General features: G+C 65.4%; 20 protein-coding genes. 12 read left to right on the top strand and 8 right to left on the bottom strand.

Features of this window, described 5'->3' with window-relative positions; translation table 11 throughout:
- Positions 1-84: 84 nt before the first annotated feature.
- The 5 genes from L593_RS00340 to L593_RS00320 form a co-directional block, all read right to left on the bottom strand.
- Positions 85-2,736 (bottom strand): heavy metal translocating P-type ATPase, encoded by a 2,652-nt coding sequence (locus L593_RS00340; protein WP_020444917.1) that lies wholly within the window; start codon positions 2,734-2,736, stop codon positions 85-87.
- Between the two features lie 85 nt (positions 2,737-2,821).
- Positions 2,822-3,409, bottom strand: coding sequence for an AsnC family transcriptional regulator (locus L593_RS00335; RefSeq protein WP_020444916.1), 588 nt, complete (start codon positions 3,407-3,409; stop codon positions 2,822-2,824).
- Positions 3,410-3,531: 122 nt separating this feature from the next.
- A complete protein-coding gene (locus L593_RS00330; RefSeq protein ID WP_020444915.1) occupies positions 3,532-4,473 on the bottom strand; it encodes a VOC family protein in 942 nt (313 codons plus the stop codon).
- Positions 4,474-4,592: 119 nt separating this feature from the next.
- The gene (locus L593_RS00325; RefSeq protein ID WP_020444914.1) at positions 4,593-5,174 is read right to left on the bottom strand and encodes an NAD(P)/FAD-dependent oxidoreductase; all 582 of its coding nucleotides are present in this window, start codon (positions 5,172-5,174) and stop codon (positions 4,593-4,595) included.
- A 143-nt stretch (positions 5,175-5,317) separates the two neighbouring features.
- A complete protein-coding gene (locus tag L593_RS00320) occupies positions 5,318-6,181 on the bottom strand; it encodes a hypothetical protein (RefSeq protein ID WP_049894219.1) in 864 nt (287 codons plus the stop codon).
- Positions 6,182-6,421: 240 nt separating this feature from the next.
- Here L593_RS00320 and L593_RS00315 point away from each other — a divergent pair, with 240 nt between their 5' ends.
- From L593_RS00315 to L593_RS00305, 3 genes are all read left to right on the top strand, one after another.
- Positions 6,422-7,177, top strand: coding sequence for a DICT sensory domain-containing protein (locus L593_RS00315; protein WP_020444912.1), 756 nt, complete (start codon positions 6,422-6,424; stop codon positions 7,175-7,177).
- 100 nt (positions 7,178-7,277) lie between these two features.
- Entirely contained in the window at positions 7,278-8,075 is a 798-nt protein-coding gene (locus L593_RS00310) for a ZIP family metal transporter (RefSeq protein WP_020444911.1), read from the top strand.
- Positions 8,076-8,269: 194 nt separating this feature from the next.
- On the top strand, positions 8,270-8,509 hold the full coding sequence (locus tag L593_RS00305) for a hypothetical protein (protein WP_020444910.1): 240 nt from the start codon (positions 8,270-8,272) through the stop codon (positions 8,507-8,509).
- A 64-nt stretch (positions 8,510-8,573) separates the two neighbouring features.
- Here the strand turns inward: L593_RS00305 and L593_RS00300 are convergent, their stop codons facing one another.
- The gene (locus L593_RS00300) at positions 8,574-8,990 is read right to left on the bottom strand and encodes a thiol-disulfide oxidoreductase DCC family protein (protein WP_020444909.1); all 417 of its coding nucleotides are present in this window, start codon (positions 8,988-8,990) and stop codon (positions 8,574-8,576) included.
- Positions 8,991-9,188: 198 nt separating this feature from the next.
- On the opposite strand from L593_RS00300, the gene L593_RS00295 reads away from it, so the two are divergent.
- The 5 genes from L593_RS00295 to L593_RS00275 all read left to right on the top strand — a co-directional run bounded on the left by L593_RS00295 (position 9,189) and on the right by L593_RS00275 (position 14,559).
- Positions 9,189-10,733: an HTTM domain-containing protein gene (locus L593_RS00295; RefSeq protein ID WP_020444908.1), complete on the top strand. Its 1,545-nt coding sequence runs from the start codon at positions 9,189-9,191 to the stop codon at positions 10,731-10,733.
- A gap of 146 nt (positions 10,734-10,879) precedes the next feature.
- Entirely contained in the window at positions 10,880-12,412 is a 1,533-nt protein-coding gene (locus L593_RS00290; RefSeq protein ID WP_020444907.1) for an HTTM domain-containing protein, read from the top strand.
- Positions 12,413-12,519: 107 nt separating this feature from the next.
- Positions 12,520-12,876 (top strand): four-helix bundle copper-binding protein, encoded by a 357-nt coding sequence (locus L593_RS00285; protein ID WP_020444906.1) that lies wholly within the window; start codon positions 12,520-12,522, stop codon positions 12,874-12,876.
- 83 nt (positions 12,877-12,959) lie between these two features.
- A complete protein-coding gene (locus tag L593_RS00280; RefSeq protein ID WP_020444905.1) occupies positions 12,960-13,442 on the top strand; it encodes an SRPBCC family protein in 483 nt (160 codons plus the stop codon).
- Between the two features lie 100 nt (positions 13,443-13,542).
- On the top strand, positions 13,543-14,559 hold the full coding sequence (locus tag L593_RS00275; RefSeq protein WP_020444904.1) for a DMT family transporter: 1,017 nt from the start codon (positions 13,543-13,545) through the stop codon (positions 14,557-14,559).
- Between the two features lie 97 nt (positions 14,560-14,656).
- On the opposite strand, the gene L593_RS00270 is transcribed toward L593_RS00275, so the two are convergent.
- Together L593_RS00270 and L593_RS00265 are read right to left on the bottom strand one after the other, a co-directional pair.
- Positions 14,657-15,019, bottom strand: a complete 363-nt coding sequence (locus tag L593_RS00270) for a helix-turn-helix domain-containing protein (protein ID WP_020444903.1) — start codon at positions 15,017-15,019, stop codon at positions 14,657-14,659.
- A 221-nt stretch (positions 15,020-15,240) separates the two neighbouring features.
- On the bottom strand, positions 15,241-15,651 hold the full coding sequence (locus tag L593_RS00265; RefSeq protein WP_020444902.1) for a hypothetical protein: 411 nt from the start codon (positions 15,649-15,651) through the stop codon (positions 15,241-15,243).
- Positions 15,652-15,837: 186 nt separating this feature from the next.
- Here L593_RS00265 and L593_RS00260 point away from each other — a divergent pair, with 186 nt between their 5' ends.
- The 4 genes from L593_RS00260 to L593_RS00245 all read left to right on the top strand — a co-directional run bounded on the left by L593_RS00260 (position 15,838) and on the right by L593_RS00245 (position 21,972).
- Positions 15,838-16,443, top strand: a complete 606-nt coding sequence (locus L593_RS00260; RefSeq protein WP_020444901.1) for a chemotaxis protein CheW — start codon at positions 15,838-15,840, stop codon at positions 16,441-16,443.
- A 192-nt stretch (positions 16,444-16,635) separates the two neighbouring features.
- The gene (gene cheY, locus L593_RS00255; protein WP_020444900.1) at positions 16,636-16,998 is read left to right on the top strand and encodes a chemotaxis protein CheY; all 363 of its coding nucleotides are present in this window, start codon (positions 16,636-16,638) and stop codon (positions 16,996-16,998) included.
- Positions 16,995-18,209 carry a chemotaxis-specific protein-glutamate methyltransferase CheB gene (gene cheB, locus L593_RS00250; RefSeq protein WP_020444899.1) on the top strand — a complete coding sequence of 405 codons (1,215 nt, stop codon included), beginning with the start codon at positions 16,995-16,997 and terminating at the stop codon, positions 18,207-18,209. The genes cheY and cheB overlap by 4 nt, the downstream gene beginning before the upstream one ends.
- Positions 18,202-21,972, top strand: a complete 3,771-nt coding sequence (locus tag L593_RS00245) for a chemotaxis protein CheA (RefSeq protein WP_020444898.1) — start codon at positions 18,202-18,204, stop codon at positions 21,970-21,972. Before cheB ends, L593_RS00245 begins: the two co-directional genes overlap by 8 nt.
- Positions 21,973-21,974 lie beyond the last annotated feature (2 nt).

Genomic DNA, 21,974 nt, shown 5'->3' with positions numbered 1-21,974 from the left:
CCGCGTCGAACGAGCAGCGGTCCGACCGGACGCGTCGGAACGCTTCGGACGTGTAAAACGCGCCGAAGGAACGGATCGCCTGGATTACCGACGGAGGAACCCGAGCAGCCGGTAGTCGTGGTCGGGAACGTACCGCCGGAACAGCAGGCTGTTCGAGAGCACCGAGACGGACGAGATCGCCATCGCACCGGCCGCGAACGCCGGCTGGAGCAGCCCCAGCGACGCCAGCGGGATCATCGCCGTGTTGTAGCCGAGTGCCCAGACGAGGTTCTGCTTGATCTTCTGGAGGGTGGCTTCCGAAATCCGGATCGCCTTGACCACGTCCAGCGGGTCGTCGCGCATCAGCGTCACGTCCGCGGCCTCGATGGCGACGTCCGTGCCAGAGCCGATCGCCGTACCGACGTGGGCGACCGCGAGCGCCGGTGCGTCGTTGACGCCGTCACCGACCATCATCGCCTTCCTGCCGTCCGACTGAATCGCCTCGACGGCGTCGGACTTGTCCTCCGGCAGGACCTCCGCGCGGACGTTCCCGGGATCGATGCCGACCTGCTCGGCCACGGCCCGCGCCGTCCGCTCGTTGTCGCCCGTGATGAGCATGACGTCGAGGTCGCGGGCCTGCAACGCTGCGACTGCGTCGGGCGCGGACTCCTTGAGCGTGTCCGAGTCCGCAACGGCACCGGCGAGCGAGCCGTCGACGGCGACGTACATTGCCGTCTTGCCCTCCGATTCCAGGCGCTCCATGGTGTCCTCGGCGGCGCTGGCGTCGACGCCCTCCTCGGCCATGAGTCGACGGTTCCCAACGGCCACCGCTCGACCGTCGATCGTGGCTTTCACGCCCCGTCCGGCGACGCTCTCGAATTCCTCTGGGTCGGAGAGGTCGAGTCCGCGCTCCCGCGTACCGTCGACGATCGCTTCGCCCAGCGGGTGCTCGCTGCCCTGCTCGGCGCTCGCGGCGAGGCGGAGCACTTCGTCCTCGTCGAGCGTTGGTGGCTCGACTTCGCTCACTGCGCCGCCGTCGGCTGCCGGTTCGCCACTCGACGATCCACCGTCAGCCGAGACGGCCCCGTCTCCTACTGCGACGACGTCGGTGAGCTGCATCTCGCCGGTCGTCAGCGTCCCCGTCTTGTCGAAGACGACGGTGTCCACGTCCTTCGCCCGCTCGAGGACGTCGCCGCCCTTGAACAGGACGCCGTTCTTCGCGCCGAGCGTGCTGCCGACCATCGTCGCGGCGGGCGTCGCCAGCCCCAGCGCGCAGGGACAGGCGATGAGCACCGCTGAAGCGAACACGATGACTGAGAACTCGAAGGCACCCAGCGTTCCGGGACCGCCGCCGACGAGCCCCCAGACGGGGAGCGCGTCGACGGCGCCAGCGAGTGCGTCCGGCGCGAGGAACCAGACCACGCCCCAGAACAGGGCGTTCGCGATCACGGCGGGAACGAAGTACGCCGAGATGCGATCCGCGAGGTTCTGGATCTCGGGTTGGCGAGACTGGGCCTCCTTGACCGTCTGGACGATCTGCTGGAGGGCGGTGTCCTCGCCGACTTTGGTGGCTTCGACGACGAGCAGGCCGCCCTCGTTGATCGTGGACCCGACGACTTCGTCGCCATCGGACTTCTCGACCGGCACCGACTCCCCGGTGACCATCGACTCGTCGACGGCGGAGGAGCCCTCGACCACACGACCGTCCGTCGGGATCTGCTCACCTGGGCGGACCTTCATCCGGTCGCCGACCTGAACGTCCTCGAGCGGAATCTCCTCCTCGGAGCCGTCGTCGCGGACGACGATCGCCGTGTCGGCCTCCATCTCGAGGAGTTCCCGGAGCGCGTCGCTCGCCTGGCCCTTCGAGCGGGCCTCTAGGTAGTTCCCGAGCGTGATGAACACGAGGATGAGCGCGGCGGTGTCGAAGTAGAGGCCGCCGGCGATCAGCCCGAGCAAGACGACGACGCTGTAGAGGTACGCCGTCGTGGAACCCAGCGCGATCAACACGTCCATGTTGGCGCGCCCATTCCGGACGAGCGCCTTGTACGAGTTCTCGTAGAACGGCTTGCCGAGGACGACCTGGACCGGCGTCGCGAGCGCGAACTCCAGCCAGCCGAACTCGACGCCGAAGACGTGGTCGGGGAGGATGCCCCCGCCGATTACCAGCCGTTCGATCAGGAAGAACACCAGCGGTGCGGCGAGCGCTGCGCCGAACAGCGTCAGGCGAAGCTGCTTGCGGATCTCGGCTTCTCTGGCGGCGTCCCGTGCCGACACCTCCTCGCCGTCGCCTCCACTGTCTCCCTCGCTTCCTCCGCCGGACTCGCCACCGTCCGTGCCCTCCCGGACCGGCGAGTAGCCGGCGTTCTCGACTGCGTCGTAGAGGTCCGCGAGGTCGGCGTCGTTGGGATTGTAGCTCACCGACGCCTCGTCCGTCGCGTAGTTGACGTCGACGTCGATCACGCCGGGCACTGCGCCGAGTGCGTCCTCGTTGGTGTCGGCGCAGTTCGCACAGCTCATGTCCGCGATCGCGATCGATCGATCGACCCGGACGGGATCGTAGCCGGCCCGCTCCACGGCGTCGTAGATGGCCGAGAGCGACACCGAGTCGGGATCGTACTCGACCGACGCCTCGTCGGTCGCGTAGTTGACGCTCGCCGTCTCGACGCCATCGAGGTCCTCCACGGTGTCGGTAATGGTCTGTGCGCAGTTCGCACAACTCATTCCCTGTATCGAGAGCTGCGCTGTTCTCGTCGTCATTGGAAACTAGTACGGGTTCCTCCTTTAGGCACGTTGCCCCTCGAAATCCAAGCAAGCGGTCGCCCGGGAGCTACGAATCCAAGCGTCAGGCGTCCTCCGCGATTCGGTCGCGACGCTCGAGAAACCGGTCGCGACAGGAGGTACAGCAGAAGCTGTAGCGCTCGCCGTCGATCGTCGCCTGTTCCCCTTCGCTGTCGACGGTGTTTCCACACTCTGCACAGGCAAGCGCGAAGGCGGTCCCGCCGATGGATGGCGTCCAGGCGACCTCGTCGAGCAGCGTGACGGTCACGCTCGCCTCGTCCCGGTCGATTCGATCGTCGAGCCATTGCCGGACCGATCCCTCTGGCGGGCGGGCGACGAACCAGCACTCGCCAGCGGCGGTGACGAAGACGTGCTCGACTGGATCCTCGCTAGCGAGGTCGTCTTTGAGCTCCTGGACCGACCCGGCGTGACCGCGCACTTGCACGAACACGGGGACGCCGTCACGAAGCTGCGTTCGATCGACGTCGACGGTGAACCGCTCGATGATGCCAGCGTCGCGCAGTCGGTCCACGCGATCCGAGACGCCGGGGCCAGACATCCCCACGCGGTCGGCGATTTCGCTGAACGGCCGCCGGGCGTCCTCGCCTAGCATCTCGAGAATCTCCAGGTCCGTGTCGTCGAGCTGGTGCATACTCGGTCGAAGGCACTCGGCACCCATAGGTCTGTGGCCTGGCGCTTTCGATTGCAAAATTATATTCCGCGAATAGCTTTCGATGCAAGCGGTGGGCAGAGCGACTCGGGACGCCGAACGCCTCAATCCGATCGCGAGGACCCGTCGAGCGGCGGTAGCTGCGCCGCTATCTCGTCGCGGCGCTCCTCTAACCACTCCGGGAGCACGAGCGACTCGCCGAGCGAGTCGAGCGTTTCGTCGACGGTGTATCCGGGCTCCTCCGTCGCGAACTCGAAGAGCACGCCGCCCGCGGTTCGGGCGTACACCGACTCGAACCACTTCCGGTCGATGATTTCGGTGGGCCGCAGGCCGTGGCTCTGGAGGACCTCGCGCCACTCGGCTTGCTCCTCGGCCGTGACCTGGAACGCGACGTGGTGGACGGTCCCCGCGCCCTGGCTCCCCGCAGGAATCGAGTCGTCTTCGAGGACGTCGACCACGTACCCGAGGTCGCCGTGCGACTCGTATCGCTCGCGGTTCGCCGTCGATTCCGTCGCTTCGAAGCCCATCGCCTCGAGGAGATTGGTCGTTCCGCGAGCGCGTGCCAGCGAGAGCGTGACGCCGAAGAAGCCCCGGATGGCGTAGTCCGCCGGGACTGGGCCGTCGGGCGGATCCCCGGCTGGCGCGTCGTCGCGAGCGACGAGTTCGAGCGGGAGCCCGTCGGGGTCCTCGAACGCGATTACGGTGTCGCCGAAGCGGTCATGGGGTTCGCGGGCGTCGACGCCTTCGTCCGCGAGGCGTTCGGTCCAGTACTCGACGGCGTCGCCGGGGATCAGGAACTGGGTCGTCGAGACCTGTCCGTTGCCGACCTGCCCACGTCGGGCGTTCGGGTGCGGGAAGAAGGTCATACTCGTCCCGGGCGAGCCGCCGTGGTCGCCGTAGAACAGGTGGTAGGTGCCGACGTCGTCCTGGTTGACGCTTCGCTTGACGAGACGGAGACCGAGCGTCTCGGTGTAGAACGCGAGGTTGCGGCTGGGATCCCCCGCGATCGCCGTCACGTGGTGTACGCCGGGAATGTTGCTTGGCATTACGTCTGGTAGGGATCGGAGGTGGATAACGATGTGGCCGTTGCCGCTTCTCCACGGTGTCAGCGTTCACTGCCGGCGATGATTATCGACTTAGACGTCTTGCGACGCGCCCGGTGAAATCACTCCTCGCCGAAGGATCCGAAGGTCTCCGTAGCGGTGTCTGGAGTGTCGAAGTCGTGGAAGTGTTCCCCTTTCTCCTTCGTGAGGACGTTGAGTGCTGCTGCGGCACCGTCGCCGGCCGAGATGACGGCCTGCCACTCCTCGGCGCGGACCATCGCGCCCGTCGCGTACGCGTCCTCGACGCTCGTCTCCATCGTCACGTCGACGTCGACGACGTCGCCGTCGAAGGAACAGCCGAGCGACTCCGCGAGGTCGCGATTCGCCCCAGTAGCAAGGACGACGTAGTCGGCGTCGTACTCTCCGTCGTCGGTCGTCACAGTGAACCCCTCCCCGGCAGCCGCGACGTCGGTGACTTCCTCGTCCTGGTGTCGGTCCACGCCGAAGCTGTCGACCTGGGCGCGGAGGTTCTCCATCATCGACGTTCCGTCGATCGACCCGACGCCAGGGTAGTTGAAGAGGTGTGCGTTGTGCATCCACGTTCCGTCGGTGTCAAAGACAGTTACGTCGAGACCGTTCTTCTCCGCGAAGAGTGCCGCACTCAGCCCTGCGGGGCCGCCCCCGACGACGATCACGTGTGCCATGGGGAGCTATTCGGTAGCACGCATCAAAGACGTTTGCACCGGCGAACGGATCTCAGAGAGATGCTGATAGAGAGATAATGATAGAGAGATGCTGATAGAGAGTGATAGAGCGATCGCCGCTCGTTGCCATCGCTTCGGCGTCGTCACCTGACGGCCTCGACCTCGATCCAGGGTACCTCGATCAGGGGCGGAATGTGCGTCTCGATGTGGTGCTCCCAGATGCCATGCTCGCCGAAGGCCTCGCCGTGGTCGGCGGTGACCACCACGTCGCCCTCGAGTTCGGGAATCAGCGACGTGACCGACTCGAGCACGATCTCGAGGTTTCGATCGTAGTGTTGCAGCGCCGTCGCTCGCGTTCCCGACGTGAGAATGCCTCGCTTGTCGAGTTCGACCCACATCCCGGCCTTCTGAGCGAGTCTTCGGCCCTCGAGGAACTGCTCGACGCGGGGCCGGACGGCGTCGCCGATGCGGTCGACGATGCCAGGATCGCCACCGTCAGCCTCTGCGCCCTGGGACTGGATCCCGTTCTTGATCGTCGATAGTTTGCCACTCGTCTCGCGATCCAGGTAGGGTGCGTGTGGCTGCATGTAGTGGAGGACGATTCGTTCGGCCGCTTCGGCGCTCTCGCGGTGTCGTTCGAGTGCCTGGGCGAGTGACCCCGGGGGTACTGTGCCGAGGTCGTCGTCCCAGCCCTCCTTCCAGACGTCGATCACGGTCTCGATGTGGTCGCTGGCGGCCCAGTCGTAGTCGCAACTGGCGCCCCACTTCAGTTCGTTCAGCGGGATGCCGAGTCCGTTGACGAACGGGTTGCCGGAGAAGTACGCGACGTCGTGGTGGTCGGTGAACGTCCGGTAGGCCCACTCCGGCGTGGAGGAGCCAGGACTCACCAGGCGCTGGAGGTCGCCGACGAGGTAGTCCTGGTACTTCGCCGCGAACCGGTCGTACCGACACGCGTCGAGGACGATGCAGACGTCCCACTCCCGGTCGAGAAACCGTTGCTCCGGCAGGGCATCGTCCATCGCTGCCATCGAACTCGTTTGAACGACGGCATCGTATAGTAATTCCTCACCTTCGAACGTCCTCACGAAGTGAGAGTCGGCGTCTCTCCCTCGCCATCTTCTATCTGAGGGCATCTGCAAACAGGCGATGCAACGTCCATCCGTCGGGCGAGGGAGCCCAGTGGTGAGGACTCGCGGCTGGTAGGGTTGGCCAGAACGCTTAGGCTGGAAACAGTGCAACCTCTCTCCGTGACACTGCTGTCGTTCGTGGAGGAGCTTCCCGATCCGGATCGATCGTTGGCGGTCCTCAACCGGACTGAGCCCGAACACGTCTCTGAGTTGCTGGAGGCGACATTTCCCGAAGAGGACGTCCCCACGATCGAACGCGTCGCCGACGACGAGGACGAAGACGTCGTGTTGCTCGTCGAAGACGGCGAGGTCGTCGCGCGGTCCCCCATGGGAGCGCTGGGGGAGCAGTTGCTGTACGTCAACTCCGACATCTTCCGGACCGGCACCCGCGACCTCGAGGACGTCGTCGTACCGGACGTCCTGCTCGCGATGGACGAGCAGCCGTTTCACCTCCGTGGCTACCCAGAATCCGACCGGGAGAAGCTCGTCCTCATCACGATTTCCCGGTTGATCGAACGTCGTGCCTGGGAAGCCGGCGAGGGGACGCTCCGCGCCTCATTCCAGAATCTCGCTCGAATCGAGGACGAGAAAGGCACGTACGAGGTCTACCGGAGCCTCGTCGACACGGACGTCGACGTCCACCTCTACGGCACGGCCGACGAGTTACCGCCAGAGGAACTCCGTGGAATCGTCCACGCAGGCGACACGGCCGACTTCCGACGAAGCTGGTTCGTTCTGTTCGATCCCCCGTCCTCCGGAGAAGACGCGATTGCACTCGTCGCCTACGAGACAGAGCCCCGGACCTGGCGCGGCTTCTGGACCTACGACCCCGTTCGTGTCCAGCGGATCGAACGCTACGTCGAGCGGGAACTCTGACCGATCCGTCGGCCTTCACCTGCAGTGGAATCGTCCACTTGGCAGCCCGTAGTGGGGGCTTCCAGTGGACCTTTGAATCCCCGACGCAAACGTCGGCGCGATGGCCGTCGTCGAGAATCTCGTCGTGGTCTTCGTCGCCGGATTGATCACGGCACTCGCGACCGGGCTGGGCGCACTGCCGTTTTTCTTCTTCGACGACATCAGCACCCGGATGAACGTCGCGCTCTGGGGCGTCGCCTCCGGGATCATGCTCTCGGCGTCGATGTTCGGACTCGTGGGCGAGGGGCTGGCCGAGGGGACGATCCTCGAAGTCGGGATCGGTGCACTCGCCGGCGTTTTGCTCGTCGTCGTCGCGCACGACCTGCTGATGAACAGCGAACTCGACGCCCGTGACTACGAGGAGGCGGACTTCGCAAAACTCGTGCTCATCCTCGGCGTGCTGACGGTGCACAGTTTCCCCGAGGGCGTCGCGATCGGCGTTTCCTTCGCCGACCTGAACCTCGGAACCGGGATCTGGGTGCTCGGACTCACGATCCCGCCGCTGGCCGTGTTCATGACCGTCGCGATATCGATCCACAACGTCCCGGAAGGGACCGCCATCGCGATTCCGCTCCGATCGATGGAGGTCTCCGAGTGGCGGATGGTCTGGTGGGCCGTCTTCTCGAGCCTTCCCCAGCCGATCGGCGCGGTGCTAGCGTTCTGGTTCGTGCGAATCGCCAGAGAGTTCCTCCCGGTTGGCTTCGGATTCGCCGCCGGGGCGATGATCTATCTCGTCCTCTCGGAGTTCATTCCGGAAGCGCTCGACCTCGGCTCCGACATGCGCCGGGGTGGCGTGCCGGAACTCGTCGGTGGCTTGCTCGCGGGAATCCTGGCGATGATTCCGTTGCTGTTCATCTAGGGGCCAGGTGCCGTTTTGCCGAGTCTCTTCCCTGTTCGTCCGACGCGATCGCTCGTCTCGAACTCGGTGGTGAGGCCCGTTCAGTACGGTGGATTCCACGGATCGAACAGCGGAGTCCAGCATTCGGGTGGACGGACGACCTGTCCCTACACCGAACCACACCTTTATTCGCGTCACGACCTTAGTATCTGGTAATGTCCCCAGGTAGAATCAAGCGGGCGTTGAGTCGAGCACGGTACGCGGCGATCGGTGCGGCCATCGGCGGCGGTCTGGGTGGGCTCTTCAGCCGGAGCGCGGCCAGCTCCGGGGCGGCGATGGGAGCGATGCTCGGGGCTGCGTTCGGCGAAACCAGACTCTCCGCTCGTGAACGCATCGACGGCGTCAAATCGAAGAGTGCGCGCGGCGTCGACCGGATTCGTCCTTCTTCGGACTGAACCGTTCGGACTGGGCCGCTTCAGACGAGCCGTTCGGACCCCACCGATTGCCAATCAGGTCGGCTCACTCGAGAAACCGCGACTGGAGGTCGCCCTCCGGAATCATACACTGGTCCTTCTTTCCGAACCACCGATAGCGGCGGTTCGCGACGAAGTCGTACGCCCAGTTGCGCAGTCGGCGGGGGAACACTCGGAGCGGCCATCCCAGCCGATAGATGCCACCGAGGTGGTACCCGATTCGCAAGACTGCGCCCGACTTGACGTAGGCGTCGTCGCCCTCCAGTAAGACGATGGACTCGAGCGCGTCGGGATCGACGTCGTGGTCGGCGAGTAACTCCCTCGCGACGTCGGACTGTAAGGAAGCGAAGGCGAACGTCCCCTCGGGATCCCGAGGCGCGACGAACTGGACGAAGCCACTGCAGAGGTTGCAGACCCCATCGAAGAGGATGACGAGGTGCTCTTCGTCGGGATCGTGGGTCATACTCGGAACGACGATCGGTCTCCGGTTGAGTGTTGCGATCACTGCACCGTCGCCTCCCGGCCGCGATCACAGCGTTCGATCTGCCCCTCCCGTATCTACAGTCGCTCTTTGCGCCTACACAACGGCTATTCCTTGATCCTTCACAACGGCTATATGTGAGACCGTCCCTGTTGGTACCCACGCGCACACCGGACCACCATGGCTGAGGTTGCATCCCCGTCGGCCCGAGACCGAATCGGGGCCGGCGTCGATTGGCTCGCGGCGACGACGGTCGATCGAATCGCGATCGACCTTCGGGCGCTCGCTGCACTCCGGATCGCACTGGGGTCGCTATTGCTCGTGGATCTCCTGTTGCGAACGCGCAACTTCGTCGTGTTCTACACCGATCGGGGCATCTACCCGCTCTCGTATCTGAATCCGGCGTTGGCCGAACCCTACTCCGTACACGCGTTCGACGGCTCGGTCGAGTTCCAGGCCCTCCTGTTCGTGATTGCGGGGCTGTTCGCGCTCTCGCTCTTGCTGGGCTATCACACCCGAACGGCGACCGTCGTCTCCTGGTTCATGCTACTGTCCTTGCACACGCGGAACCCGCTCGTACTCAACTCGGGGGACGTGCTGTTCAGGATGCTCCTGTTCTGGGGGATCTTCCTGCCACTCGGCGAACGCTGGTCGATCGACGCGAGGCGCGTCGATCGCGACCGGATAGCGGTCGCCTCCCTCGGGACGCTCGCCCTTCTCGTGCAGATCGTGCTCGTCTACACCATCAACGCCGTCCACAAACTCCGGAGCGAGGAGTGGCTCGACGGGAGCGCCGTACCCACGATCATGCACCTGGAGCACTTCACCGTCTATCTGGGTCCGTATCTCGCCGAGGTCCAGCCACTGCTGCGACTCGTGACCTGGGTGTGGCTCACGTTGGTCGTCGTCGTCGCACCGCTGCTGCTCCTGCTCACGGGCTGGCCTCGTGCGCTGCTCGCGAGTGCGTTCGCCGGGATGCACCTCGGCATGGCGACGACGATGGCGATCGGGATCTTCCCGTTCGTCTCCGTCTCGGGCTTGCTGGTCTTCTACCACCGACCGATCTGGGATCGACTCGAAGCAGTCGCGACGGAGCGAGGGCTGTCCCCGCTTCTTGGCGCGACGCTGGATCGACTGGACAGAGTGGCTCCACTCCCGCGACTCCGAACTAGACCCCGCGATCTGCTTCCCGATGGGGTTCCAGATCCGGGCCCAACCGTTGCGTCGATCGTGCTCGTGCTCATGATTCCCTCCGTCGTCCTCTCTGGGGCAGCTTCCGTGGACTACGCGGAGGTTCCTGATCCGGGCGACGAACTCCTCGATCACACCGAGATGGACCAGCACTGGCAGATGTTCGCGCCGAACCCTGCAGACACGAGCCGCTGGTACGTCGGCGTCGGCAATCTCACCGATGGCACACGCGTCGATCCGTATCTCGGTGGCGCTCCGTCGTTCGATCGACCGCCCAATCCGGCGACGACGGTTCGAACGGCCAGATGGCGGAAGGCCATCGTCTACACGCAGTACCACTCGCTGAGCCACACGCCGAACCACCTCGGGAACTTCCTCTGTGAGCACTGGAATCGCACCCACGATACGCAGCTCGCGACCGTTTCGATCTACGCGATGCAACGGGAGGTCGGCCCCGACGGTCCGGAGACGCCGATCGAACGCGACGTCGTCGTCGATCACTACGACTGCAGCGAGGACCGGCTTCAGGCCTGACTGACTCGCTGTCGTCTCCAGTCCACCGTCAGCGACGCAGTCAACCACCCCCACATTTCCGGCACGACGGTACGACGATCGTTTGGGTTTACACAAAGGGTATAAGATAGCCGTCTCCACGTTCGAGCCAACGAATCCCGTCACCGATGACATCGAACGCTTCGACCGATCACGTGACGCGACGGGCCACTCGGATCCTCGATTGGTTCGGTGCAGCAGTCCAGCGGCGGGTCCAGATCGATCTCCGGGCGCTCGCAGTCTTCCGGATCGCCATCGGGAGCATCATCGTGTTCGATCTGCTCTTGCGAGCGCGGAACTTTACCGCATTCTACACGAACGACGGCGTCCTCCCGAACGAAGCGCTCTACCGTAGTTACACGGAAGTCCACTCGCTGCACGCGTGGGTCGGCGAGACGTGGCTCGTGGCACTCCTCTTCGTCGGGGCCGCGTTGCTGGGCGTCTCGATGATACTCGGCTACCGGACGCGGACCGTGACCTTCCTCTCCTGGGTCTTGCTGTTCTCGTTGCACAACCGGAATCCGATGGTGCTCAACGGGGGCGATACGATGTTGCGGCTCCTCGTGTTCTGGAGCATCTTCCTCCCGATGGGTGAACGATGGTCGCTCGACGCGCGACGGCTGGAGCGCGATCGCGCCACGGTCGCCTCGATTGCGTCGCTTGCGATCCTCGCCCAGATCGTGATCATGTACGTCTCGAACTTCGTCCACAAGACGAGGGGGCAGGCGTGGATCGACGGCGAGGCCGTTCCCTACATCCTGACGCTCGATCAGTTCACCGTGTTCCTGGGACCACACCTCGCACAGTTCCCGGATCTTCTGGTCGGGTTCAGCTACGGGTGGATGGTGCTGATGGCGCTGGCCCCGTTCCTGCTGTTGCTCACTGGCTGGCCGCGGGCGGTGGTCGCGACCGGGTTCGTCGGGATGCACACTGGCATGTTTCTGACGTTGCAGATCGGCGTCTTCCCGATCGTGGTCGTCAGCGCACTGCTGCTGTTTTACCCGCCCGTCGTCTGGGATCGGGTCCTCGAAGCAGCGGCGGAACGCGGGATCACCGATCGAATTCGCGACGTCCGTTCGACGATTTCGGACGCCGTTCCGTCGAAACCGGTGGGACCGATCGTTCCCCTCCCCGCGACGCTCCCCGGCCTCCGTCCGGTACTCTCCACGGTGGTCCCAGCAGTGTTCCTCGTCCTGATCGTGGTTTCCAACGCGCATGCCCTCGGGTACGCAGCAGCACCACCCGATCCCGGACAGGAACTCCTCGACAAGACCGACACCGAGCAGAACTGGCGACTGTTCGCTCCTCACCCGCTCTCGAACACGCGATGGTTCGTCGCGGAAGGGACCCTCGCCAGCGGCGAGACCGTCGACGCCGTCCACGGTGGGAACGTGACTCGGGACAGACCGCCGAATCCAGCCGACACCGTCGGCACCGCGCGCTGGCGAAAGTACCTCTCGAACCTCTACGGCAACGACGACCACCAGTCGTACTACGCCAACTACCTGTGTGACCGGTGGAACAGGACCCACGACGGTCGCTTGGAGTCAGTCGAGATCTACGCGTTCAGCCAGGAGGGGACGCCGTGGGGCGGCGAGTCGGACGTCGACCGCACCAGGCTCGTCGCCTACGACTGTTCAGGGCCTTTGGTGCAACCCTAGCCGGAGTATCGCCGTCCTGTCTCGTGGTTCGGTCCGTTACTCCAGTCGACTTACCGCCGGCAACGCCGTCTATAACGAAGTCGGACGCAGTCTCCAGACTGACTGCGATGTCATTCGCAGAAACTGTCTCCCGAATCGAGACCCTGACCGAGGAAGAGCGCGAGTGTATCGAACTGTGCAACGAGGCCGTCGAAGTCTGTGAGTGGTGTGCGGACGAATGTCTCGGCGACGCCGAGATGGAGGAGTGTGCGCGACTCTGTCGAGACGTAACAGACGTCGCGTCGCTGCACGCACGGTTCATGGCCCGCGATTCGCAGTACAGCGCACATCTCGCCGAACTGTGCGCGGAGGCGTGCGAGGCCTGCGCCGAGGAGTGCAGCAAGCACGACGCGGACCACTGCCAGGCCTGCGCGGACGTCCTCCCCGAGTGTGCCGAGAACTGTCGGAACATGGCGTCCGACTGATCTGCGACGCCCGTCCCCCCGGATTCCCGGGATCAGTTTTCCCCGTCCCCTCCGGTTTTGTCCCTACAGGCCGTCGATTCTCCATGGCGGTTTACGAACGGACGACCCGCGTCCGAGCACCCTTCGAAGAGGTCTGGGAGTTTCACGCGACGACCGACGGGCTGGTCGCACTCACGCCGAACTGGCTAGGGCTCAAGGTCGAGGAAGTGACGGGCCCAGACGGCGAACCTGATCCAGCCGAACTCGTAGAAGGATCTGAGATCCAGCTCTCCCTCCGACCGTTCGGCGTCGGCCCCAGACGCCGCACGAAATCCGTGATCGTCGAACGGCGGGAGCAAGACGGGACGGCCTTCTTTCGCGACCGGATGGTCGAGGGGCCCTTCAGCGAGTGGCTCCACACGCACGCTTTCTACGCTGGCGAGGACGACACGATCGTCAGGGATCGGGTGGAGTACGAACTTCCCGGTGGCGCGCCCGGTCGACTCGCAGCTCGGGCGATGGTCGTCGGCATGGCCCCGATGTTCCGGTATCGCCACCGGCGAACGCGGGAACTCCTCGAGGACTAAGTTGCCTGTTGGGCGGCCGCTCTATCGGGGCTGACCGTCGCGGAAGCCAGCAGCTTTCGTCTCCACAACGCGCAAGACCCCGGGCCGAGTCGGTCGGGGTGTGAGCGACAGCGTCGGTTCGATCGGCGATCGGCTCGCCGGGTCCTCGACCTCCGTTCCGCATCTCGCGCTCGCCGTCGCCGTCGTCGGCGTGGCCTGGAGCGCCATTCTGATCCGGTGGAGCGACGCTCCAAGCGACGTCATCGCGTTCTATCGCGTCCTGTTCACGCTGCTGGCGGTCGCGCCCGTCGCGCTGCTCAGGCACCGCCAGGCGTTCGGGCGGATCGCTCGACGGGACGTCGTCGTCGCGAGCGTCGCCGGCGTCGCCCTCGCGTTGCACTTTCTGGCGTGGATCGAGAGCCTGGCCTGGACGACCGTCGCAGCCTCGGTGACGCTCGTGCAGACCCAGCCGGTCTTCGTGGCCCTCGGCGCCGCGCTGGTGCTCGACGAGCGGGTGGATCGTCGGACCGTCGCGGGCATCGTCGTCGCGCTGTTTGGAGCGTCGGCACTGACCCTCGTCCAGAGCGACGCGTCGCTTCCTGCCGGGGGCTCCGCGTTCGTAGGGAGCACGCTGGCGGTGATCGGTGCGGTCGCGGCGGCGGGCTACGTGCTGGCTGGCAGATCGCTCCGGCAGCGGATCCCGATCCTCCCCTACGTCACGGTGGTCTACGCGGCCTGCGTCGCGACGCTCTTCGTCGCCGTATCGATCGACGGGGCAACGGTCGTGTCCGTGCTTCGCGGCGATGCGTCTGCTGCGGGGCCCGCCGGGATACTCGACGCCGGTGCGTTCGTGGGGTATCCGGCCAGGGAGTGGCTCCTCTTTCTCGCGATGGCGCTCGGACCGGGACTCCTCGGCCACACCGTAGTCAACTGGACGCTCGAGCACCTCCGCTCGACGGTCGTGAGCGTCGCCCTGCTGGGCGAACCGGTCGGCTCGACCGTCCTCGGGGTCGTCCTGCTCGACGAAGTCGTCGGCCCAGGGGTCGTGGTCTCGATGGCGGTCGTCCTCGCGGGGATCTACGTGACGGCGACTGCCAGGGCGAATCGTGACGGAGAGCCAGAGGGGGTCCCGGAGTGAGCCGCAATCTGTCGCCCGTCGGATCGTGCGTCGTGAAGGCGGCGCCGGTAGCGGCCCTCGCCCCGTTTTGCTGTGGAAAACGCAGGCACCAGCGCGCTCAGGCGTCGCGAAGCGAGCCCGTCCTGCTGGACCCTGCGATCGAGTCCCGGTCGTCGACGTCCAGCACCGGGACGTCGCCTTCCAGCCCGAGCGTGACCTCGGAGATCGTTCTGCGATAGACCCTGGTTCGCCGGCCACGATTCGAGGATTCCCGTCCGTGACAGGTGAGCAAATTCGCCGCTTCCAGCTCCTCGATGCGACGGTAGCAGGTCGCGATCGGTACGTCGAGTTCGTCGCTGAGTTCTCTGGCGGAGCGTGGACGGTCCGCGGCAGCGAGGATCCTGGCTGCGTACTTCCCGCCGAGCGCAGCCAGCAGTGGTTCGATTGCGTCTGGATCGTCGTCGGCCGGCAACTCAGCCATGGCGGCTTACTTCCGCGGAGGATAGTTTGAATCTTTTGACCTTCTATCGAACGGGCCACGTTCCCGTGCTGGCTGCTTCCCGTGCTTCAGGGGGTGATTCGCGTGTTCTATGGTCCTGCTGTGCGCGTTCACCGGACGGTTTCCGAAGATTGAATCGCGTCCGCTGTGAGACGGGAAATCGAATTAACAGGTGGCGTGGTCGCCGAACCGGACCTGGCGGATCACTGCCGGTGGATACGGATCGGATCGACGAGCACGACCGACTCGTCGTCGAGCAATACCTTTCCGCGGACGTGCCGGATCGACCCGACGGTCGGCTTCACCTCCTCGATGGCTGTGGGGTCGCCGACGTCGGTCACGAGCCAGCCGGGAACGTGTCCGTTTGTTCCCTTCCCATGGAAGACGACGACCGCACTCTCTTCGGTGGACCGCTCTCCCAGCAACGTCGCTGCCGCAGCGATCTCTATCGTGTGCTCTGCGAGGTCGATAACCGTACCGTGTTCGACGTCGTCGAGAACGCCCGTTCTGAGCACCGTCGCAACGCGATCGAGTTTGACCGCGTACGTCCCCTCGCCGACGTGCAACGGGAGGACGTCGATACCACTCGCGCCAGCGCCGCCTGGATCGCCCATTCACCAACAGGTCGAGAGGGCGCCCTATTAACGACTTTTATCAATAATTCAGACGATCGACGAACGAGGCGACCCTCCTGACGCGTCGACTGGGTGTCAACTGGTTGTAACGTGGTCGTATCTGGGTGGCAGACCGTCCGCAATCGGGGGTCAGACTTAACCATACAGCCATCCTGCGGCAATTCGATGGAGCTGCCGGAGGAGCTCATCGGCATCGAAGAAGAGCTCGACATCGACGAGACGGCCGAGCCCGACGTCGCCCTCGGGGAGACCGAGGCAGAGGGACAACGCCAGGAGGAGGAAGAGGAGCGCGAGCAGTTCGTCCGCTTCTCACTCGGCGATCAGTCCTACGCACTCCACGTCAACGCCGTTCGGCGGCTCGTGGACGTCGGTGAGCGAACGCGAGTGCCGCGCACGTCCGAGGCGATCGACGGCATCACCGACCTCCGTGGCGAGATCACGGCAGTGATCGACCCTCGCGTCCTGTTCGGACTCCCCGAGTCCGAACGGTCCGTCGACGTGCAGGAGCTGATCGTCTTCGCGACCGGATCGAACCAGGGCAACGCCGGCATTCGGGTCGACGTGGTCGATGGCGTCGAAGCGATTCCGGTCTCTCATGTCGTACTGGAACCCGAAGACGTGAGTACGGACGCAGAGATGGTTTCCCAGCGCCTCGAGGAGCCTCTCGTCGCGGGACTCATTCGGGAAGACGATGGCGAGGGCGGGTTCGAGTACACGCCTGTCGTCGACGTCGACGCGATGCTCGACGTGGCGCGAAAGGTGACGGTCTGAGCGTTCTGTATTCTGTACCTACCGGGAGTAAGACGATCGTTCGATCGCCCGGCCGCTATCGATCGGGGCCGTTTTTCGGAGCAAGACGTGGCGCCACGAGCCCCGGGCCAAGAACCGTTATAGTATCAGTTCCGATAGGAATGGCGGTAGCATTTATGGTGCGCCTTCGCCAATCCGCTCGTGGTGTACCAAATGTCGACAGGGGTCCTCATCGTGGACGACTCTCATTTTATGCGGAACCTCCTCAGGCAGATTCTCGAAGAGGAGTACCAGATCGTCGGAGAGGCGTCCAACGGTGCCGAAGCGGTAAAGCTGTACAAAGAGCACGAACCGGATATCGTCATGATGGACATCGTGATGCCGAAGTGCAACGGGATCAAGGCCACGGCGGCCATCAAGAAGCTCGATTCCGACGCACGCGTCATCATGTGTACCAGCGTGGGCCAGCGCGAGAAGATGAAACTCGCGGTGAAGGCTGGCGCTGACGGCTACGTCACGAAGCCATTCGAGGAGCCGAGCGTCCGCAAAGCACTCAAAGACGTCGTTCCCGCATGAGTGAGGTACTCGTCGTCGACGACTCGCAGTTCATGCGTACCGTGCTCTCGACGGTCCTCGGCGAGCACGGCTACGACGTGGTAACCGCGAGCGACGGCGAGACCGCGATCGACGCCGTGGCGGAGCACGAACCCGACGTGATCACGATGGACGTCGAGATGCCCGGCATGGGAGGCATCGAGGCGGTCGAGCACATCATGGCCGACCACCCGACGCCGATCGTCATGCTCAGCGCGTACACGAAGGAGGGTGCCGACTCTACCCTCGACGCGCTCTCTCGTGGCGCGATCGACTTCCTGCCGAAACCGAGCGGCGAGATATCCGCCGACATCGGTGAGGTCGAGGACGAACTCATCGAAACCATCGACGCCGTCGAGGATGCCGACGTCGACTCCGTCGCGACGAGCCGGGCGGCAGCAGCGGCCCGAACGGCAGCAGACGCCGAGGCGGCCGTGCTCGAAGCGAGCGCGACCGTCGAACAGGCGCTGAGCAGCGGCGAGTCCAGTAGCACGACGTTCGGAGCACAGGCTGGCACGGCAACCAGCGAACCGTCCATCGAAACGAGCGAAGACAGTCTCGTCCCCGACGGCTTCACCGGTTCGCCGACGATCGTGATCGGCGCGTCGACCGGTGGCCCCCGCGTGATCGAGCGACTCCTCTCGGAGCTCCCCGTCGCGTTGAACGCACGCGTGCTGATCGTCCAGCACATGCCGGCGAGCTTCACCGATCGACTGTCGCGTCGTCTCGACGGCTTCAGCGAGTACGACGTCAGGGAAGCCGCCGATGGGGCGCGGGTTGCAGCGGGTGAGGCCCTGATCGCACGCGGCGATTACCACATGGAGGTCGCCTATTCCGGACCGGAGCACTGCAAGGTGCGACTGACCGAGTCCGAGCGCCTCCACGGCGTCCGCCCGGCGATCGACGTCACGATGCTCTCGGCGGCCCGCGAGGTCGACGAGCAACTCGTCGGCGTCGCACTCTCGGGCATGGGACGGGACGGCGCCCAGGGCATCAGCACGATCAAGGGCGTCGGCGGCGCGACGATCGCACAGGACGAGGAGACGTCGCCTGTCTACGGCATCCCCAAGCAGGCGATCTCGACGGGAGACGTCGATCGCGTCCTGCCCGACGACGAGATCGTCGAGGGGATCGTCGAGCTGGCGATCGAACGGGACGACAGCGACCCACCGGAGGTGGATCTGCATGGCTGACTATCTCGAGGCGTTCGCTCGCGAGAGCGAGGAACAGATCACCGAACTCAACAACGCGTTGCTGGAGTTCGAGAACGATCCGACCGACGAGGCGGCGATGGAACAGATCTTCCGCACCGCCCACACGCTCAAGGGCAACAGCGGTGCGATGGGCTTCGACCCGGCGGAGGAACTGGCCCACGCGATCGAGGATCTATTGGAGGCGATCCGCTCGAATCACGTGTCGGTCACCCCGGAGCTGATGGACGCCATCTTCGACGGCGTCGACGAACTCGACGCGATGATCAGCGAAGCCGTCGAAGAGGGCGAGATCCAGCGAGCGGCCGACGACGAGATCGCCACGCTCCGAGCCTATGCCGAGGCGGAGGGGCTCGCAGCGCCCACGGACGCGGCGATCGAGGACCTTCTCGACAACGTTTCGGCGCGGACGGACAGCGAACACAGCGTCTATCACGTACGGCTCGACGTGGCCGGTGACCCCGCGGTGCACGGACGAGCCGTGGTGGACGCACTCGACGACGCGTTCGAACTGCTCGGCACGGACCCCGACGGCGAGACCATCGATACCGGCGACTACGACGGAACGATCGACGCCGCTTTCGCGAGCGTCGTCGAGCGAGCGGCCGTCGAGGCTGCGCTGGATCCCGTCGACGCCGTCTCCGACCAGGTGATCACGGACGCGACCGATCGGATGGACGAACTCACGGCGGAAACGGTCGCCGAACCCACCGACGACGCGGGTGACTCCACGACCGAGGAGCCTGCCGAGTCCATGGACGACGTCTCCGTCGACGAACTGCTCTCCGACGACGACGTCGACCAGTTCGACGACCTCGACGAGATGGCAGAGGAGGTCGGCGACACCTCCGAGTTCGAGGACCTCGGCGACGCCGGGTCGTTCGCCGACCTCGGGATCACCGAGGACGACGTGGAGATCGAGGGCGTCGACACGGCCGACGAGGAGGTGACTGCCGCGGAGGAAGCCGAAACGAGCGAGTCGTCAGCCGATACCGACGACGTCCCTGCGGACGAAGGCGAAGTCGAGGACGCCGCGTCGGAGTTCGCCCAACTCAAAGCGGAGGTCGACCCTGTCGGCTTCGACGAACTCCAGGACGAACTGGCCGACCTCGAGTTCGACGAGTACGACAGCGACGACGAGGTCGGCTTCGACGAACTCCTCGACGAGGACGAACTCGAAGACGACGGTTCGTTCGCCGAATCGACGGTGACCGCCTCCGCGGCCGAGGACGCCGCTGCAGACGCCCCGGCGACGTCCGCAGTTGCGGACGACGACGCTGGCGACGCCGCGGAGACTGCAGGTGGCGCGGAGTCTGCCGAGGACCTGGGATCGGATGCGACCGCCGAGGACCTGTTCGGCGGTGTCTCCGAGGAGACGGACGAGGGCGCGATGGCCGAGGCTGAGGACCCCGCCACAGCCGACGCTGCCGTGGATATCGACGAAGCAACGACCGAGGCACAGACAGGAGGGGCCGCCCTCGACGACGTCGTCGCCGAGTCCGACGATGCTGTCGCCGGGTCTGACGATACTGCAGCCGAGTCCGACGACGCACCCGTCGAATCTGGTGATTCGCCTGCCGACGTCGGAACGTCGACCGCGGAGGCGGGGGCATCGGCCCCTGATACCGACGAACCGGCCGCAGACGTCGAAGAATCGGTTGTGGACGCCGAAGAACCCGCTGGAGACACCGATGTACTCCCCCTCGACGCCGAGGAACCCGCCGTCGACGCCGACGACACAGTGGCCGAACCCGACGACGCGGCTGTCGAGGGCGATACGACCTCGGCGGCTACCGATGACGAGGACTTCGACGCCGCGCAGGTACTGGACGCCGAGTCACTCGACGAGAGCGCGCAGTCCTTCGGTGAAGGCGGCATGGACCTCTCCGATTCGGAGGAATCCACCGCCGACGAGGACGTTCCCACTGCCGACGAGGAACTCGACCTCGACGACTCGTTCGGCGAGATGGAGGCAGACGCTGCAGCGGAAGCGGCAGCGGCGGACGCAGAAGCGACGGACGCTGCCGACGACGCCCCCGACGACGGCTTCGACCTCGGGTCGGAGGACGTCGACTTCGGCGTGGGATCCGTCGCCGGATCCGAGGAGTCGCCGGAGGACGCCACCGACGAAGGCGTCGCCGTCGGTGGGGCCCTGGAAGACGACTCGTTCGGCAGCGACGTGACGACGGATTCCCTCGGTGCCGAGGCGAGCGCGGACGTGGACGCGGCCGAGTCCGAAGCCGCCGAGGCCGTCGATGGCTTCGGCGACGCGGACGACGGCGTCCTCGACCTCGACGGCGACGTCGGTGGCTCGGACGCTCCGCCTGCCGGTGACGAGGGAACCCTGGAACCAGTGGAAACCGAGGACGTTGGTCCCGGCGCACGCATCACTGACGATGCTGAGAGTTCGTTCGAGGGAGAAGTCGACGAACTCGGCGGTTCGCTAGACGATTCCGACGCTGACACGCTCGAGGACCCAGGATTCAGCGACGCTACGGAAACCGAGGCCGACGACGGTCCCGACGTCGACGAGGATCGCCTGGATCGAATCCGCTCGCTCGGCGTCCCGTCGCGGGACGCCGACGCCGAGGCCCGTGCAGCGGGCACCCAGTCGATCCGCGTCGACGTCGAGTCGCTCGATCGCATGTTGAATATGGTCGAGGGACTGGTCACGAGCCGAGCGCGGCTCCGCCGGGCGCTGATCGAGAACGAGCCACGCGAGGTGCTGGAGGACGAACTCGACGACCTCGAGGACGTGACGAGCGAACTGCAGGACACCGTCATGGACGTCCGGCTGGTGCCGCTCCGGACCGCGGTGAACAAGCTGCCGCGGATCGTCCGCGACGTTGCCCGCGAGGAGGACAAGCAGGTCGACTTCGAGATGGTCGGGGAGGACGTTCAACTGGATCGGTCCATCCTCGACGAGATCGGCGACCCGCTGGTCCACCTCGTGCGGAACGCGATCGACCACGGGATCGAGACGCCGGACGTTCGCGAGGAGTCCGGCAAGCCCGCCGAGGGCTCCGTGGAGCTCCGAGCCACCCGCGAGCGCGATCGCGTGACCATCACCGTCGAGGACGACGGCGCCGGTATCGACGCCGACGCCGTGCGGGACGCGGCCGTCGAGGAGGGGATCCACACCCGGTCGGAGGTCGACTCGATGGACGACGAGGACGTTCACGAGCTGATCTTCCACGCGGGCTTCTCGACGGCAGCGGAGGTCACCGACGTCAGTGGGCGCGGCGTCGGGATGGACGTGGTCGCGGAGACCGTCGATCGGCTCGACGGCTCCGTGACCGTCGAGAGCGAGCCCGGCGAGGGGACGACGATCACGATGGAGCTTCCGGTGACGCTGGCGATCGCGGAAGTCCTGTTCGTCGACGTTGGGGGCGAGGAGTACGGTATTCCGATCAAGAACGTCGACGAAATCGGTCCGGTCGTCGGCGTCGAAACCCAGGACGGCCAGGAAGTTCTGGTCAGCGACGGCGGAGAGGATCGTCGCCAGCTGATCCGGCTGGACGAGGCACTGTCCACGCCGGAGCGATCCGATCCCAACGCCGGCATGCTGGTCCACCTCCGAGACGACGTTCGCGAAGCCGCGATCCACTGCGATCAGGTCCGCGAACAGCAGGAGGTCGTCGTGAAGCCCTTCGAAGGGGTGCTCAGCGACGTGCCCGGACTCGGTGGCGCGAGCGTGCTCGGCGACGGGGACGTGGTCACGATCCTGGACGTGGAAACGCTATGATC

Origin of the sequence: Salinarchaeum sp. Harcht-Bsk1, from assembly GCF_000403645.1 — an archaeon.
Lineage (GTDB): Archaea > Halobacteriota > Halobacteria > Halobacteriales > Salinarchaeaceae > Salinarchaeum.
Note: the sequence above shows the minus strand (reverse complement) of the source record. Positions and strands in the feature narration are given on the sequence as shown.

Coding starts and splice junctions, on each gene's coding strand:
- L593_RS00310 (WP_020444911.1), top strand. CDS start 7,278: ATGGCCGTCGTCGAGAATCTCGTCGTGGTCTTCGTCGCCGGATTGATC.
- cheY (WP_020444900.1), top strand. CDS start 16,636: ATGTCGACAGGGGTCCTCATCGTGGACGACTCTCATTTTATGCGGAAC.
- L593_RS00340 (WP_020444917.1), bottom strand. CDS start 2,736: ATGACGACGAGAACAGCGCAGCTCTCGATACAGGGAATGAGTTGTGCG.
- L593_RS00265 (WP_020444902.1), bottom strand. CDS start 15,651: ATGGGCGATCCAGGCGGCGCTGGCGCGAGTGGTATCGACGTCCTCCCG.
- L593_RS00280 (WP_020444905.1), top strand. CDS start 12,960: ATGGCGGTTTACGAACGGACGACCCGCGTCCGAGCACCCTTCGAAGAG.
- L593_RS00325 (WP_020444914.1), bottom strand. CDS start 5,174: ATGGCACACGTGATCGTCGTCGGGGGCGGCCCCGCAGGGCTGAGTGCG.
- L593_RS00305 (WP_020444910.1), top strand. CDS start 8,270: ATGTCCCCAGGTAGAATCAAGCGGGCGTTGAGTCGAGCACGGTACGCG.
- L593_RS00270 (WP_020444903.1), bottom strand. CDS start 15,019: ATGGCTGAGTTGCCGGCCGACGACGATCCAGACGCAATCGAACCACTG.
- L593_RS00285 (WP_020444906.1), top strand. CDS start 12,520: ATGTCATTCGCAGAAACTGTCTCCCGAATCGAGACCCTGACCGAGGAA.
- L593_RS00300 (WP_020444909.1), bottom strand. CDS start 8,990: ATGACCCACGATCCCGACGAAGAGCACCTCGTCATCCTCTTCGATGGG.
- L593_RS00330 (WP_020444915.1), bottom strand. CDS start 4,473: ATGCCAAGCAACATTCCCGGCGTACACCACGTGACGGCGATCGCGGGG.
- L593_RS00245 (WP_020444898.1), top strand. CDS start 18,202: ATGGCTGACTATCTCGAGGCGTTCGCTCGCGAGAGCGAGGAACAGATC.
- cheB (WP_020444899.1), top strand. CDS start 16,995: ATGAGTGAGGTACTCGTCGTCGACGACTCGCAGTTCATGCGTACCGTG.
- L593_RS00260 (WP_020444901.1), top strand. CDS start 15,838: ATGGAGCTGCCGGAGGAGCTCATCGGCATCGAAGAAGAGCTCGACATC.
- L593_RS00335 (WP_020444916.1), bottom strand. CDS start 3,409: ATGCACCAGCTCGACGACACGGACCTGGAGATTCTCGAGATGCTAGGC.
- L593_RS00290 (WP_020444907.1), top strand. CDS start 10,880: ATGACATCGAACGCTTCGACCGATCACGTGACGCGACGGGCCACTCGG.
- L593_RS00295 (WP_020444908.1), top strand. CDS start 9,189: ATGGCTGAGGTTGCATCCCCGTCGGCCCGAGACCGAATCGGGGCCGGC.